Origin of the sequence: Ruegeria sediminis, assembly GCF_005938215.1 — a bacterium.
In the GTDB taxonomy this organism is placed as follows: domain Bacteria; phylum Pseudomonadota; class Alphaproteobacteria; order Rhodobacterales; family Rhodobacteraceae; genus Ruegeria; species Ruegeria sediminis.
In genome coordinates this window covers 94,575-108,087 of sequence record NZ_VCPD01000001.1, presented here as the reverse complement: position 1 = coordinate 108,087, position 13,513 = coordinate 94,575, and the positions used below count along the sequence as shown (strand labels likewise).

Genomic DNA, 13,513 nt, shown 5'->3' with positions numbered 1-13,513 from the left:
GAATTGCCGATATATAGTAGGTGGGCGACTCATTTCAGGAAAGGACACCGACATGCCGCTTTCTCCCGAGCAACTGGCCGAGATCGAAGAGCAGCGCGCGCAGTCGCAGGTGACGCGCCGCGTGGTTGCGCCGGGAATGGAAGAGCATCTCTATACCGCGCATCCGGTACTGGATCACGGATTCGTCCGGGTGATCGACTACATGGGCGACGATGCGGCGATCTGCCAGGCGGCGAGGGTCTCGTACGGCAAGGGCACCAAATCGGTGCAGAACGACGAAGGGCTGATCCGCTATCTGATGCGCCACTGGCACTCGACCCCGTTCGAGATGTGCGAGGTCAAGCTGCACGTGAAACTGCCGGTTTTCGTGGCCCGCCAGTGGATCCGCCACCGCACGGCGAACGTGAACGAATACTCGGCCCGGTACTCGATTCTGGACCGCGAGTTCTACATCCCGGCGCCGGAACATGTCGCGGCCCAGTCCGAGGTCAACAACCAGGGCCGCGGCTCGGCCCTGCAGGGCGCGGAAGCCGCGCAGGTGCTTGAGATCCTCAAGGCCGACAGCGCCCGGTGCTATGACAATTACGAGGCGATGATCAGCCAGGACGGCCAGCAGGGACTGGCGCGGGAACTGGCGCGCATGAACCTGCCGGCGAATGTCTATACGCAATGGTACTGGAAGGTGGACCTGCACAACCTGTTCCACTTCCTGCGGCTGCGCGCCGATGCCCATGCGCAATACGAGATCCGCGTCTATGCCGAGGCGATCTGCGAAATCGTGGCCGACTGGGTACCGTTCGCCTACAAGGCTTTCGAGGATTACCGCCTGGGCGCCGTGAACCTGTCGGCGCAGATGGTCGACTGCCTGCGCCGGATGCTGAAAGGCGACAACGTCACCCAGGAAAATTCCGGACTTTCGGCCCGGGAATGGCGCGAGTTCGAGGCGATCATCCGCGAGGGCTGATCCGGCAACGAAAACGCTGCGGTAAATCATTGAGCAGGACCTGGCCTCGGCCATCCTGCCTTGGCGCGGTTTGCCATTGAGCGTTGCGGGTGATGGGACAGCACGACTGCTTCGGGGCCCAAGCCGCAGGCAGCCCCGAATGGTCTTGCGTGACTATCCAAACAGGCAGCCAGCGGCCAGAAATTGGCCGCTGACTTGGATCTTTACTTCCGTCGCTGGGCGCGGAGGTCGTTACAATGGTTTCAAATCAGAGGCCATTTGCCGGCCGTCACGTCCGTCCTGAAGCTCGTACGAGACTTTCTGGTTGTCTGCGAGCCCGGTCAGGCCGGATCGTTCCACGGCCGAGATATGAACAAACACATCCTTGCCCCCTTCGTCGGGCGCAATAAAACCATAGCCTTTGGTTGTATTAAACCACTTCACGGTGCCGGTTGGCATTTCCCGTGTCTCCTTCTACTTAAACGTTGCCCCAAAAATCGATGGGGTAGCGAATGACGAGCCCGCACCCAAGTTCCCGCAATGCAAGGGGCAATCCGGCTTGGGCGACTGGATTCGTCTTTCTCACCATTACACGGTGAAGTAAAAAATCAAGAAGTACGCGCGGTGATGGCGGCCATTGCCTGCACAATCAGCGCCAAAAAGAGGAGAAATCATGCGGTTGTTCGGCCTGAAGACCTGCGACACCTGCCGCAAGGCATTGAAATCGCTTCCCGAGGCGCAACTGGTCGAAGTCCGCGCGGAGGGCGTTCCGGAGGAGGTGCTGGCGCGGGCATTCGCCCGGTTCGGCGATGCCTTGCTCAATACCCGGTCGACAACCTGGCGTGGATTGGAGCCCGGCGACCGGGCGCGGCCGCCGATGGAATTGCTGGCCGAACATCCGGCGCTGATGAAACGGCCCCTGATCGAAAAGGACGGGGAACTCTACCTGGGGTGGACGGCCGAAACCCGCGCCGCCCTTGGCGTTTGATGAACGGGTGACTATCTGCGTCTGCAGGCAAACGGAGAAGAATGATGCGCAACGCCGCCATGGTGCTTGGTGTGATCGCCGGCCTGATCGGCATGATCGTGGGTTTTTTCGGCTACGGCTATGTCGAGTTCATCAGCCGCTACGGCGAGATCAAGGGACTGGCCGAACAGGTCGCCAACGAGGATCTGATCCAGTTGATGTCGGTGTTGGCGCCGATGCTGGCGATCGCGGGCGGCGCGATTTCCCATGCGCGGGCGTTGTGGGGCGGGGCAATGCTGATCGCGTCGGCGGCCGGAATGTATTATGCGTTCGGATTCAACGTGTTCACGATGTTCCCGATCGCCTTTGCCGCAACCGGCGGGCTGCTTGGGCTCGCCGCCGGTAAGCCGGACGAGCCCAGGGCGCATTTCTGATCTCAGGGAAGACGCAGGAGCCGGTCGATCGATATGGGGCCGGCGCCCTTGATGACGAGAACCAGGAGCAGGAAGGACCACATCACGCGCTGATCCATCAGCGTAATGGTGTTGTCGAACAGGCCCCCCAGCGCCACGCCGTGCCCGGTCACGTCCACGACCGTCTGGACCCAGATGAAGAAGATCATGGCGATGGCGGAAAGACGGGTAAGCAGGCCGACGACGATCAGGACCGGCAGCGCGAACTCGGCAACGGTGCCGAAGAAGATCACGACGCGCTGAAAGATGGTCATCTGCGAAACGTCGTAGAGAACCGCCTCGGCCGCCTTTGGAAAGATCTGGCCGAAGGCCCCGGCGGAGGGCGAAAAGATGGACCCGTCGATCTTCAGCATCGCCGAGTTCCAGTAGTAGAACAGCAGCACCGCCGCAAAGACGACCCGCGCCAATGTCGGTGTCAGAATGTCCGATGAACGGTCGATCTTTTCAAAGACACTGTTGTGAAGGGCAATCAGAGCGGTCATGTTTCCAGCCTTTCGATATTCACGGAGGTTATGGCGTTTTCCTGCAGCAGCAGGGCCAGCAGCGCGCCCAGATCGAAGCCGTCAGCTGCGGCGAGGGCGGTTTCATGGGCGTCGCCCAGGGTCTGTCCGGCCTGCACGGCCTGGATCCATTCCGCGCCGCCTTTGGGCAGCAGGTGCGGAACCGGGTCGAATTCGGCGCGGGTGATCAGGATGTCCTGGGCGCCGGCTTGCGGTTTCGGCGCGCCGTCCTGGGTGTTGAAGCGCCAGATGGCGTGGATCGGCCAGGGAGAGCGCAACAGCCCGATCGCCGGGGCAAAGGCCAGTTGAGCGCGCGGCAGGTCGTCCGGGGACAGCGCCAGCGCCTCGGGCCCGATCGGAGTGCTGTCGGCGGCGTGGTAGGACCGGCGCAGCGCCAGTTCCAGCCGCGCGACGTCCGGCAGGTAGCCGAGATGGGACAGCTGTTCCATCCCGGCGAGGAAATCGGGGAACGCCTCGCCGTAATGCATCATCAGCGGCGATGATGGGGGATGGCGGCGCAGGAACAGGCCGGCCAGCCCGTCCATGTTCTGTTTGCCGAGCAGTTTGGCGATCACCGGAAACGCCTCGTGCATCGCCTCGGTCAGGGACACCGCGACGTTGTTGCGGTAGACGCTGAACCGGCGGCCCGCGGGGCGGGCCTGCGCGTCGCTGAGCCCGAGCGGAACAGGCTGCGCTGCGTCCAGCAGCGCATCGTGGAATGTGGCTTGTGATTCGGTCATGCGGGGATACGCTCCAACGCTGCCTGCGCGCGGACGGCCTCGGCGCGCAGGACCGGCCAGTCCGGCACGTCGGTGTCCCATTCGATCAGGACGGGTTTCGGCCCGGACCGTTCCAGCACGTGGTCGAGCAGGGCCCAGACGGGATCGACGACCTCGCGCCCGTGGCTGTCGATCAGCAGCGGGTGGCCGTGGTCATCCTCGTCCTCGTCATGCCCGCCCAGATGGATCTCTGCGACGTTTTCAAGCGGAAAGGCGTCGATGTACCCTTGCGGCGAGAAATCGAGATTGGTGGCGGAGACGAAGACGTTGTTCACGTCCAGCAGCAATCCGCAACCGGTGCGCCGCGAGACTTCGCGCAGGAAATCGGGTTCGGACCAGGTGCTTTCGTCAAAGGCCAGGTAGCTGGACGGGTTTTCCAGCAGCATCCGGCGGCCGACCACGTCCTGCACCTGGTCGATGTGATCGCAGATGCGCGAAAGCGTGGCGTCGGTATAGGGCAGGGGCAGCAGGTCGTTCAGGAAATGGCTGTCATGGGTGGACCAGGCGAGGTGCTCGGAAAAGCTTGCCGGATCGAGCCAGCCCACGAGGTGCTTGAGCCGCGCAAGGTGATCCGCGTCAAGCGGATCCTCGCCGCCGATGGACAGTCCCACGCCATGAACCGAGATCGGGAAACGCTCGGACAGGTGGCGCAGCTGCGCCAGCGGCCGCCCGCCGTCGCCCATGTAGTTCTCGGCATGGATTTCCAGCCAGGCGACCGGTGCCGCCTCGGCCAGGATCTGGGAAAAATGCTGGGGCTTGTAGCCGACGCCCGGCGCTGCCGGCAGGCGGTTCGACCCGAGTGCGCTGTCCAACATCAGCCTTCCTCCCCAAGTGACGGACCGGGGGCGGAAAACCGCCCCCCGTCATTCTTCCTGGATTATGCCGGCAGGTCGCGTTCCAGCGCCTCGAGCGAACCCTTGCGGGGCGATCCGTCGGCCTGCGCCGGCAGTTCGATATCCGCGCAGGTGCCGGCGTCAACCAGCGTCCACGCGTTGCCCTGATAGTCCACGGTCGACGTTCCGGCGCAGGTGGTGCCGGGGCCGGCGGCGCAGTCGTTCTGGCCGGCCAGCGCGACGCCATAGCACTTTTCCTTGGCTTGTGCGCTGGCGGTGGTGGCGGTTCCGGCGATCGCTGCCGCGACTGCGCTTGCGATGACCAGGGTTTTTGCGGTGTTCGACATCTCGGTAATCCTCTTGGTGACTGCGTATGTCTGCTTGTGACAGGGACAAGGTAACGATTGGGGCTGTTCAGTTGAATTCACGAGCACGTGTCTCACAAGCCCGTCAGGGAATGTCATCCCGACAGACAGATTAACATGCTGGTTTTGAAGTTAAAATTGAAATGTGCAGCAATCCGGCCCCTTTGCGTGGGGCCGGATTGCCCGCGATTTCCCGCCGAATGTTACAGCAGGTCCGGCGGCGTGGCGGCCTTGGCCAGTTCTTTTGTTACATCGGCAAGCGACTGGACGCTGGTCTGCTTTTCGCCCAGGCGGCGGACGCTGACCGTGCGTTCCTCGACCTCGCGGTGGCCGACGGCGAGGATGACCGGCACTTTGCCGACCGAATGCTCGCGGACCTTGTAGTTGATCTTTTCGTTGCGGATGTCGGCTTCGGCGCGCACGCCCGCCCTTGTCAGTTCGGCGACAACCTCGCGGACATAGTCATCGGCGTCCGAGGTGATCGAAGCGACCACGACCTGGCGCGGGGCCAGCCAGAAAGGCAGCTTGCCGGCGTGTTCCTCGATCAGGATGCCGATGAAGCGTTCGAACGAGCCCAGCGTCGCGCGGTGCAGCATGACCGGGCGGTGCTTGGCACCGTCGGCCCCGACATAGGTGGCGTCGAGCCGTTCCGGCAGCACGAAGTCCACCTGGAAGGTGCCGCATTGCCAGTCGCGGCCGATCGCGTCGGTCAGCACGAATTCCAGTTTCGGGCCGTAGAAGGCGCCTTCGCCCGGGTTCAGCTCGGGCTCGGTCCCGGCGGCGCGGGTGGCGGCCAGCAGCGCCGCCTCGGCCTTGTCCCAGACCTCGTCCGAGCCGGCGCGGGTTTCGGGCCGGTCGGAGAATTTCACGGTGAACTTCTCGAAGCCCAGATCCTTGTAGATCACGCTGAGGAAGCGGATGAACTCGGCGGTTTCGCTTTCGATCTGCTCTTCGGTCGCGAAGATATGCGCGTCGTCCTGGGTGAAGCCGCGCACGCGCATGATGCCGTGCAGCGCCCCCGAGGGTTCGTAGCGGTTGCACGAGCCGAATTCGGCCATGCGCAGCGGCAGGTCGCGGTAGGATTTCAGGCCCTGCTTGAAGATCTCGACATGGCAGGGGCAGTTCATCGGTTTCAGCGCGTTGACCGATTTCTCGCGCGCGTGCTCCTCGTCGACCTCGACTATGAACATGTGCTCCTGGTACTTGTCCCAGTGGCCCGAGCGTTCCCACAGCTTGCGGTCGACGACCTGCGGGGTGTTGACCTCGACATAGCCGCCCTTGCGCTGCTGGCGGCGCATGTAGTCCTGCAGCTGGGTGTAGATGGTCCAGCCGTTGGGGTGCCAGAAGATCTGGCCCGGCGCCTCTTCCTGCATGTGGAACAGGTCCATCTCGCGGCCCAGCTTGCGGTGGTCGCGCTTGGCGGCCTCTTCCAGCATGTGCAGGTGCGCCTTGAGCTTTTCCTTGTTCTGGAAGGCGCAGCCGTAGATGCGCTGCAGCATCGGGCGCGAGCTGTCGCCGCGCCAGTAGGCGCCGGCAATGCTCATTAGCTTGAAGGCGTCGCCCGGCAGCTGGCCGGTGTGCTGCAGGTGCGGGCCGCGGCACAGGTCCTGCCAGTGGCCGTGCCAGTACATCCGCAGCGGTTCGTCGCCCGGAATCGCCTCGATCAGCTCGACCTTGTAGGGCTCGTTGTTGGCCTTGTAGAACTCGATCGCGCGGTCACGCTCCCAGATCTCGGTGGTGACCGGGTCGCGCTTGTTGATGATCTCTTTCATCTTCTTCTCGATGAGGCCGAGATCTTCGGGCGTGAACGGTTCGCTGCGGTCGAAATCGTAGTACCAGCCGTTTTCGATGACCGGGCCGATGGTGACCTTGGTGGCGGGCCAGATCTCCTGCACGGCGCGGGCCATGACATGGGCGAAGTCGTGGCGGATCAGCTCGTTGGCCTGCGCCTCGTCCTTCAAGGTGTTGATGGCGATCTCGGCATCCGTGTCGATGGGCCATTGCAGATCCCAGTGCTTGCCGTTGACCGTGGCCGAGATGGCCTTTTTCGCCAGCGAGATCGAAATGTCGGCAGCCACCTCGGCGGGCGTCACGCCTGCCGCGTAGGATCGGGAATTGCCATCGGGGAAGGTTAGGGAGACTGACTGTGAGTCCAAGGCCATGATCTGGCTCTCCTCGTCGGTTTGGCGCCCACTGAACGCCCGGTTGCGGGTTATGGTGTCGCGCCGGTTTGGCAGGCGCGGGGGCGCGTGTCAAGGGCGGGAGCGAGGGGCGCCGCCCCTCGCGCACCCCGGAGTATTTGCAGAAAAGATGAAGGGCCAAGGGTCGTTGCGGTGGCAGTCATGGCGTGCATGATGGGGGAAACGGCTTAGAGGGTTTTCATGGCAGCGACGGAATTTCTGGACACGCCGCAGGGGCGGCGGCTGGCCTATCACAAGAGCGGGGGGACGGGGCCGACCGTCGTCTTTCTCGGCGGGCTGAAATCGGACATGGAGGGCACCAAGGCGGTGCATCTTGAGGCGTGGTGCCGGGCGCGCGGGCAGTCCTGCCTGCGGTTCGACTATTCCGGGCATGGCGAAAGCTCGGGCCGGTTCGAGGACGGCTGCATCGGGGACTGGCACGAGGATGCGGTGGCGGCGGTTGCCGCGCTGACCGAGGGGCCCCTGATTCCGGTGGGATCCTCGATGGGGGGCTGGCAGGCCCTGCTGCTGGCGCGGGTCATGCCTGAGCGGATCGCGGGCATGGTGACAATCGCTGCGGCGCCGGATTTCACTGAGGACGGGTATTGGGCGTCCTTCACCGACGAACAGAAGACGGCGCTGGAGACGGTGGGCCATGTGGAGCTGCCCTCGGACTACATGGAGCCCTATGTGATCACCAGGCGGATGATCGAGGACGGGCGGCGGCGGCTGGTTCTGCGCGAGCCGCTGGATCTGCCCTTTCCGGTGCGGTTCCTGCAGGGCACGGCGGACACGGCGGTTTCGACTGAAACTGCGCTGCGTCTGCTGGAGCACGCGCAGGGCGATGACATGCGGCTGTTGCTGGTCAAGGATGCCGATCACCGGTTTTCGGACGGGCCCTGCCTGGGATTGATCGAAGAGGCGATCCTGGACGTGATGGGCGCGCGGTGATGCGCGCGTTCGGCCGGGTTCTCGGGCGGATCCTGCTTGTCCTGGTGATCGGCGCGGGGCTGCTGTGGTGGTTCGGCCCCTATGAGGAGGTGGATCTGAACCCGACTTTCGAGCCGCGGCGGTTCGGCGAAGGCGTGCAGGTCTATTTCGAGAGCATCGAGTCCCGGTTCGACGACATCGTGCCGGGCGTCGAAAAGCGGGTGATCTGGCAGCCGGGGGCGAAGGAGCAGAGAACGCCCTATTCGGTTCTTTACCTGCACGGGTTTTCGGCCACCTCCGAGGAGATCCGCCCCGTGCCGGACCGGGTGGCCGAGGCGCTGGGCGCGAACCTGGTCTTCACGCGTCTGCAGGGTCATGGGCGCGGCGGGGCGGCGATGGCCGAAGGCACCGCGTCGGGCTGGATGCGGGATACGGCGGAGGGGCTGGCCGCCGCGCGCGCGGTGGGCGAGCGGGTGGTGGTGATCGCGACCTCGACCGGGGCCACACTGGCGGCTGCGGCGGCGCTGGACCCGGATCTGGCCGAGAATGTCGCGGCCGTGGTGCTTGTCTCGCCCAATTTCGGCGTCAATGCACGCGGGGCCTGGTTGCCGACCCTGCCCGGCGCAAGGTACTGGCTGCCGCTGGTCATGGGGGACGAGCGGGATGTTTCGGGCGCCGATCCGGCAAAGGACACCTACTGGACGTCCCGGTATCCCTGGGAGGCCATCGTGCCGATGTCGGCGCTGGTCAGGGCGGTGATGCGGCTGGATTTCTCGGAGGCTCGGGTCCCGGTCCTGTTCTGGTTCTCGGAGGAGGATCAGGTCGTCCGGCCCGACCGGACGCATCGGGTCGCGGAAGAATGGGGCGGGCCGGCGGCGGTGCGGCTGGTGACGATGGGGCCTATGGACGATCCGTCCGCGCATGTCGTGGCCGGGGACATCTATTCGCCCGGGCAGACGGATGCGGCCGTTTCGGGCATTCTGGCCTGGCTGAAGGAACAGGGGATCGAGTGATGGAGCAGCGCGCCGCATGTCCAGGACGGGCAGTCGCCCGAGGTTCGGATGGCGAGTTCCGCTGGAACGGGTACGGGTGATGCGCCGACCGGGCAGCATGTGGAGCCTCGAGGCGCTTGGCCGCGTACGCCTGTCGCGCCATTTCTTCATGCGCGATTTCCTCTATTCGGAGATCGGGAATTTCCATGAATTGCAGAACATTCCCGAAAACCCGGACCTGGCCATCGAAACCGGCAGCGCCTTTTGCCGGACGCTTCTGGACCCGCTGGAAGAGACCTTTGGCCGGGTCGCGGTGCGGTCGGGATACCGCTCGCCGTCGCTGAACCGGTTCGGGAACGAGAACAAGCTGAACTGCGCCCGCAACGATCATCCGCTGGAGTGTCACATCTGGGACCGGGGCGAGGGGGAGGCGCGGATCGCGGGGGCGTCGGTCGTCATTCCGTGGTTCGCCGACCGCTATGCCGAGGGGCGGGATTGGCGCGACCTCGCATGGTGGCTGCACGATCACCTGGACTATTTCGAGATCTGGTTCTTCCCCAAGCTCTGCGCGTTCAACCTGGTCTGGAGGCCGGTGCCCCTGCGCCGCATCGACAGCTACATCGCGCCGCGGGGGCGTCTGCTGGCCGCGGGGGCCGAGCCTTCGGAGCCGGTTGAGGCCAGGCGGGCCCGCTATGCGGATTTCCCGCCGTTCCGTGGGATCAGCTATCCCTGAGCGCGGGCGGTTGCGGGGTCAGTCGTAAAGCGCGGCGCGCTCGTCCTTGGTCAGCACCTTGGCAGGCACTATCGGCGCGCCGGTCGCGACGTCGAAGAACGGGGTTCGCCGCCAGCGCCCCGACAGACGCGCGGACAGGCCGCGGCGCAGCACGGCCAGCACCGCGCGGCCCAGGTGTTCGTGTTTCAGCTTGCCCGTGCCGTCGGGCACATAGCCGCGCGTCACGACCGGCCCCAATCGGTCCGGGTCGGAGACACGCTTCGCGGCGATGCCTGCAAAGGGAAGTTTCGGCGTTTTCAGGGTGTTGGCGATCGGCGCGCCGCAGCACTTTGCGTACCAGCGGAACAGGCCGTTGGGGCCGAGGCGCAGCAGGGCCAAGTTATCCTTGCCTTTGTCGATGACCACGGCGTCGGGACTGAGTTGGAAGATGTCGACCGGACCCGGGGCCAAGTCGGGCTGGCCGAGATACAGTTCCGCCGCCCGGCAATCCGGGCAGTAGCAGACGACATGGGTGCCGGATTTCACCCCCTGCGCGGTGATGTGGCCGGACAGTCCGCCGCAATCGCAGGAAAACGCCAGCGATGCGGTGGAGTCGTCCGGCATGGATCAGGCGGCGGTGTTCTTGTTGGCGGCCTTGCGGGCGCCTTGCTTGCGCGCGTTGACATTCATGAAGTTGATCACCAGCGGGCGGATGTTCACGCGCCAGCTGCGCCCGGCGAAGATGCCGTAGTGACCCGCGCCGGGCTCCACATGGCTTGCCTTCTTGCTGTCCGACAGACTGGTGCACAGGTTCAGCGCGGCGATGCACTGGCCGGGGGCCGAGATGTCGTCATTCGCGCCTTCGACGGTCATGACGGCGACGTCTGTGATCTTGCCCATGTCCACCTTGTGCCCGGCCACCACGAATTCGTTCCTGGCGATCTCGCGGTGCTTGAACACGCGCTCGACGGTGGACAGGTAGAACTCGGCCGGCATGTCCATGACGGCGAGGTATTCGTCGTAGAAGCGGTTGTGGGCGTCGTGGTCCGACGCCTCGTCGCGCATGACCCGCTGGATCTGGTCGACGAAAGCCTTGGTGTGACGTTCGGCATTCATCGACATGAAGGAGGCCAGCTGCAGCAGGCCCGGATAGACCATGCGGCCGACGCCCTTGTACTTGAAGCCGACGCGCTGGATCATCGACTGTTCCAGCTGGCCCATGGTGACGCGGCGGCCGAAATCCGTCACCTCGGTCGGCGTCGCGTCCGGGTCCACCGGGCCGCCGATCAGGGTCAGGGTGCTGGGCTGCGCCTTGGGGTCGAGCTCGGCCAGGTAGGCGGTGGCGGCGAGCGTCAGCGGCGCGGGCTGGCACACGGCGACCACATGCGTGTCGGGGCCCATTTCGCGCATGAAATCGACGAGGTAGAGCGTGTAATCCTCGATGTCGAACTTGCCCGAGGAAACCGGGATGTCGCGGGCGTTGTGCCAGTCGGTGATGTAGACCTCGCAGTTGACCAGCAGGCTTTTCACGGTCGAGCGCAGCAGCGTGGCGTAGTGGCCCGACATGGGCGCGACCAACAGAACCTTGCGCGGCTGTTCCTCGCGGCCATGCACCTTGAAGTGGATCAGATCGCCGAACGGGCGTTCGACCACGGTCTCGACCTTGACGAGGTGGTCCTTGCCGTCCTCGCAGGTGAAGGTGCGGATGCCCCAGTCCGGCTTGACGATCATGCGTTCGTAGGTTCGTTCGGTCACTTCGCCCCAGGCGGAGACCCAGCTGAACATGGGGTTGGGCACCATGCTGAAAAGCGGGTAGGATGCCATTGCATTGGCGGTCGCCCCCAGCCATTGGTTCGTGTTGCGGGCGGATTCCATCAGGTCGTAGGTCAGCATGTAGCGCATGAAACGGGTCTCCTAAACTCGCACGCATTGAAGTTCGGACTATTCGTCGCTTTGCCCCCCACGACCCACGACGTTATTCTGCGTAGCAGCGAGATTATTGGGGATTCCTTAAAATGACAACTACTGACGGAAAGTCATCCGAATTGACCGAGGAACACATTGAACGGCTTAAGGAAAACATGGAAAAGGTCGAGCAGCTTTCCAAACGGCTGATCGAAGTGATGGCGGGGAAAAAGCAGCACACGCACGCCCTGAACGCCCCGAATCACGAGCTTTTCGCAAAGGCAGCAACGGCGTATTGGACCGAGGCGCTGCAAAATCCCGCCAAGTTGCTGGAACAGCAGATCGAATACTGGGGCAAATCGGTGATGAATTTCGCCGAGGCGCAGCAGGCGCTGGCGCGCGGCGAAGTGCCCGAGGCCAATGAAGACCCCGAGGATCGGCGGTTCTCGAACCCGATGTGGGACACCAACCCCTATTTCCGGCTGATCCGGCAGCAATACCGCACGAATGCCGAAGCCCTGGCCCAGGCCGTGGCCTCGGTCGAGGACATCGACGAGAAGGACCGCCGCCGGCTGAACTATTTCTCGCAACAGATCATCGACATGATGGCGCCGACGAATTTCCTGGCGACCAACCCCGATGCCCTGGAAAAGGCGGTCGAGACCGAAGGGCGGTCGCTGATCCAGGGGCTTGAGAACCTGGTCGCCGATCTTGAGGCGAACGAGGGCCAGCTGGTCGTGCGGCTGGCGGACGAAAGCGCGTTCGAGGTGGGCGGAAACATCGCCACGACGCCGGGGGACGTGGTCTATCGCAACCGGATGATGGAGCTGATCCAGTACAAACCGGTGACCGAAACGGTTCATGAAACGCCAATCGTCCTGTTCCCGCCCTGGATCAACAAGTTCTACATCCTCGACCTCAAGGCGCAGAACAGCCTGATCAAGTGGGTGACCGAGCAGGGCTATACACTGTTCGTGGTCAGCTGGGTCAACCCGGACGAAAGCCATGCCGACACGGGCCTGGAGCACTACATCGACGAGGGGTTCCTGACCGCCATCGAAGAGGTCAAGAAGATCTGCGGCGTCAAGCAGGTCAACGCGGTGGGATACTGCATCGCCGGAACCACGCTGAGCCTGACGCTGTCGCTGCTGAAGCAGCGGGGCGACAAGTCGGTGAAATCCGCGACCTTCTTCACCGCGCTCACCGATTTCTCGGATCAGGGCGAGTTCACGCCTTTCCTGCAGGACGACTTCATCGACGGGATCGAGGAGGAAGTGAACAGGGAGGGTGTGCTGCACTCGTGGATCATGGCGCGCACGTTTTCGTTCCTGCGCTCGCGGGACCTGATCTATACGCCTGCGATCCGCAGCTACATGATGGGCGAAACGCCGCCCGCCTTCGATCTGCTCTACTGGAACGGGGACGGGGCCAACCTGCCCGCCAAGATGGTTGTGCAGTACCTGCGCGGCCTGTGCCAGCGCAACGAGTTCATCGAGGGCGGCTTCGACATCCTGGGCCACAAGCTGCACGTCAGCGACGTGGACGTGCCCTTGATGGCGATCACCTGCGAGACCGACCACATCGCCGCGTGGAAGGATTGCTACCGCGGCGTGCAGCAGATGGGATCGCGGGAAAAGACCTTCGTGGTGTCCGAATCCGGGCACATCGCGGGCATCGTGAACCCGCCGACCAAGAAGAAGTACGGCCACTACACCAATCCCGACATGAAGGCGGACCCGGACACCTGGCTGAAGGAGGCCGATTTCAACGAAGGGTCCTGGTGGCCGATGTGGGAAGCCTGGCTGAAGACGCGTTCGGGCAAGCAGGTTCCCGCCCGCGATACCGGCGATTCGGACCATCCCAGGCTGTGCCCGGCGCCGGGAACCTACGTGGTGGCCAGGCTAAACGACTGATTCTGCTGCGAAAGCGAAAAA

15 protein-coding genes are annotated in these 13,513 nt (G+C 64.0%); 7 read left to right on the top strand and 8 right to left on the bottom strand.

All coding sequences use genetic code 11. The features are described 5' to 3' along the window. Positions 1-52 precede the first annotated feature (52 nt). Positions 53-964, top strand: a complete 912-nt coding sequence (gene thyX / locus FGK63_RS00545) for an FAD-dependent thymidylate synthase (protein WP_138839652.1) — start codon at positions 53-55, stop codon at positions 962-964. Positions 965-1,195: 231 nt separating this feature from the next. Here the strand turns inward: thyX and FGK63_RS00540 are convergent, their stop codons facing one another. After that, complete coding sequence (locus FGK63_RS00540) at positions 1,196-1,402, bottom strand: cold-shock protein (protein WP_138839651.1); 207 nt, start codon at positions 1,400-1,402, stop codon at positions 1,196-1,198. Positions 1,403-1,616: 214 nt separating this feature from the next. Here FGK63_RS00540 and FGK63_RS00535 point away from each other — a divergent pair, with 214 nt between their 5' ends. Both FGK63_RS00535 and FGK63_RS00530 read left to right on the top strand, forming a co-directional pair. Then, complete coding sequence (locus FGK63_RS00535; RefSeq protein ID WP_138839650.1) at positions 1,617-1,931, top strand: ArsC/Spx/MgsR family protein; 315 nt, start codon at positions 1,617-1,619, stop codon at positions 1,929-1,931. Between the two features lie 44 nt (positions 1,932-1,975). Further along, the gene (locus tag FGK63_RS00530; RefSeq protein WP_138839649.1) at positions 1,976-2,344 is read left to right on the top strand and encodes a hypothetical protein; all 369 of its coding nucleotides are present in this window, start codon (positions 1,976-1,978) and stop codon (positions 2,342-2,344) included. Positions 2,345-2,346: 2 nt separating this feature from the next. On the opposite strand, the gene FGK63_RS00525 is transcribed toward FGK63_RS00530, so the two are convergent. The 5 genes from FGK63_RS00525 to thrS all read right to left on the bottom strand — a co-directional run bounded on the left by FGK63_RS00525 (position 2,347) and on the right by thrS (position 7,022). Next, positions 2,347-2,865 carry a DoxX family protein gene (locus FGK63_RS00525; protein WP_138839648.1) on the bottom strand — a complete coding sequence of 173 codons (519 nt, stop codon included), beginning with the start codon at positions 2,863-2,865 and terminating at the stop codon, positions 2,347-2,349. Beyond that, positions 2,862-3,623 (bottom strand): HvfC/BufC N-terminal domain-containing protein, encoded by a 762-nt coding sequence (locus tag FGK63_RS00520; RefSeq protein WP_138839647.1) that lies wholly within the window; start codon positions 3,621-3,623, stop codon positions 2,862-2,864. Before FGK63_RS00520 ends, FGK63_RS00525 begins: the two co-directional genes overlap by 4 nt. Then, positions 3,620-4,477, bottom strand: a complete 858-nt coding sequence (bufB, locus tag FGK63_RS00515; RefSeq protein ID WP_138839646.1) for an MNIO family bufferin maturase — start codon at positions 4,475-4,477, stop codon at positions 3,620-3,622. The genes FGK63_RS00520 and bufB overlap by 4 nt, the downstream gene beginning before the upstream one ends. A 62-nt stretch (positions 4,478-4,539) precedes the next feature. Further along, positions 4,540-4,842, bottom strand: coding sequence for a BufA1 family periplasmic bufferin-type metallophore (locus FGK63_RS00510; protein ID WP_138839645.1), 303 nt, complete (start codon positions 4,840-4,842; stop codon positions 4,540-4,542). Between the two features lie 221 nt (positions 4,843-5,063). Further along, positions 5,064-7,022, bottom strand: coding sequence for a threonine--tRNA ligase (gene thrS / locus FGK63_RS00505; protein WP_138839644.1), 1,959 nt, complete (start codon positions 7,020-7,022; stop codon positions 5,064-5,066). 219 nt (positions 7,023-7,241) lie between these two features. On the opposite strand from thrS, the gene FGK63_RS00500 reads away from it, so the two are divergent. The 3 genes from FGK63_RS00500 to FGK63_RS00490 all read left to right on the top strand — a co-directional run bounded on the left by FGK63_RS00500 (position 7,242) and on the right by FGK63_RS00490 (position 9,695). Next, the gene (locus FGK63_RS00500) at positions 7,242-7,991 is read left to right on the top strand and encodes an alpha/beta fold hydrolase (RefSeq protein WP_138839643.1); all 750 of its coding nucleotides are present in this window, start codon (positions 7,242-7,244) and stop codon (positions 7,989-7,991) included. After that, entirely contained in the window at positions 7,991-8,983 is a 993-nt protein-coding gene (locus FGK63_RS00495) for an alpha/beta hydrolase (RefSeq protein ID WP_138839642.1), read from the top strand. The genes FGK63_RS00500 and FGK63_RS00495 overlap by 1 nt, the downstream gene beginning before the upstream one ends. Before the next feature lie 97 nt (positions 8,984-9,080). After that, positions 9,081-9,695 carry a hypothetical protein gene (locus FGK63_RS00490; RefSeq protein WP_138840416.1) on the top strand — a complete coding sequence of 205 codons (615 nt, stop codon included), beginning with the start codon at positions 9,081-9,083 and terminating at the stop codon, positions 9,693-9,695. 18 nt (positions 9,696-9,713) lie between these two features. Here FGK63_RS00490 and FGK63_RS00485 read toward each other — a convergent pair whose 3' ends face one another. Next, a complete protein-coding gene (locus tag FGK63_RS00485) occupies positions 9,714-10,298 on the bottom strand; it encodes a DUF6151 family protein (RefSeq protein ID WP_138839641.1) in 585 nt (194 codons plus the stop codon). Between the two features lie 3 nt (positions 10,299-10,301). Beyond that, positions 10,302-11,576 carry a polyhydroxyalkanoate depolymerase gene (gene phaZ, locus FGK63_RS00480; protein ID WP_138839640.1) on the bottom strand — a complete coding sequence of 425 codons (1,275 nt, stop codon included), beginning with the start codon at positions 11,574-11,576 and terminating at the stop codon, positions 10,302-10,304. A 113-nt stretch (positions 11,577-11,689) separates the two neighbouring features. On the opposite strand from phaZ, the gene FGK63_RS00475 reads away from it, so the two are divergent. Beyond that, entirely contained in the window at positions 11,690-13,492 is a 1,803-nt protein-coding gene (locus FGK63_RS00475; protein WP_138839639.1) for a PHA/PHB synthase family protein, read from the top strand. Positions 13,493-13,513 lie beyond the last annotated feature (21 nt).

Bases quoted from the DNA above. Each gene is read 5' to 3' on its own strand.
- thyX (WP_138839652.1), top strand. From the start codon at position 53: ATGCCGCTTTCTCCCGAGCAACTGGCCGAGATCGAAGAGCAGCGCGCG.
- FGK63_RS00540 (WP_138839651.1), bottom strand. From the start codon at position 1,402: ATGCCAACCGGCACCGTGAAGTGGTTTAATACAACCAAAGGCTATGGT.
- FGK63_RS00535 (WP_138839650.1), top strand. From the start codon at position 1,617: ATGCGGTTGTTCGGCCTGAAGACCTGCGACACCTGCCGCAAGGCATTG.
- FGK63_RS00530 (WP_138839649.1), top strand. From the start codon at position 1,976: ATGCGCAACGCCGCCATGGTGCTTGGTGTGATCGCCGGCCTGATCGGC.
- FGK63_RS00525 (WP_138839648.1), bottom strand. From the start codon at position 2,865: ATGACCGCTCTGATTGCCCTTCACAACAGTGTCTTTGAAAAGATCGAC.
- FGK63_RS00520 (WP_138839647.1), bottom strand. From the start codon at position 3,623: ATGACCGAATCACAAGCCACATTCCACGATGCGCTGCTGGACGCAGCG.
- bufB (WP_138839646.1), bottom strand. From the start codon at position 4,477: ATGTTGGACAGCGCACTCGGGTCGAACCGCCTGCCGGCAGCGCCGGGC.
- FGK63_RS00510 (WP_138839645.1), bottom strand. From the start codon at position 4,842: ATGTCGAACACCGCAAAAACCCTGGTCATCGCAAGCGCAGTCGCGGCA.
- thrS (WP_138839644.1), bottom strand. From the start codon at position 7,022: ATGGCCTTGGACTCACAGTCAGTCTCCCTAACCTTCCCCGATGGCAAT.
- FGK63_RS00500 (WP_138839643.1), top strand. From the start codon at position 7,242: ATGGCAGCGACGGAATTTCTGGACACGCCGCAGGGGCGGCGGCTGGCC.
- FGK63_RS00495 (WP_138839642.1), top strand. From the start codon at position 7,991: ATGCGCGCGTTCGGCCGGGTTCTCGGGCGGATCCTGCTTGTCCTGGTG.
- FGK63_RS00490 (WP_138840416.1), top strand. From the start codon at position 9,081: ATGTGGAGCCTCGAGGCGCTTGGCCGCGTACGCCTGTCGCGCCATTTC.
- FGK63_RS00485 (WP_138839641.1), bottom strand. From the start codon at position 10,298: ATGCCGGACGACTCCACCGCATCGCTGGCGTTTTCCTGCGATTGCGGC.
- phaZ (WP_138839640.1), bottom strand. From the start codon at position 11,576: ATGCGCTACATGCTGACCTACGACCTGATGGAATCCGCCCGCAACACG.
- FGK63_RS00475 (WP_138839639.1), top strand. From the start codon at position 11,690: ATGACAACTACTGACGGAAAGTCATCCGAATTGACCGAGGAACACATT.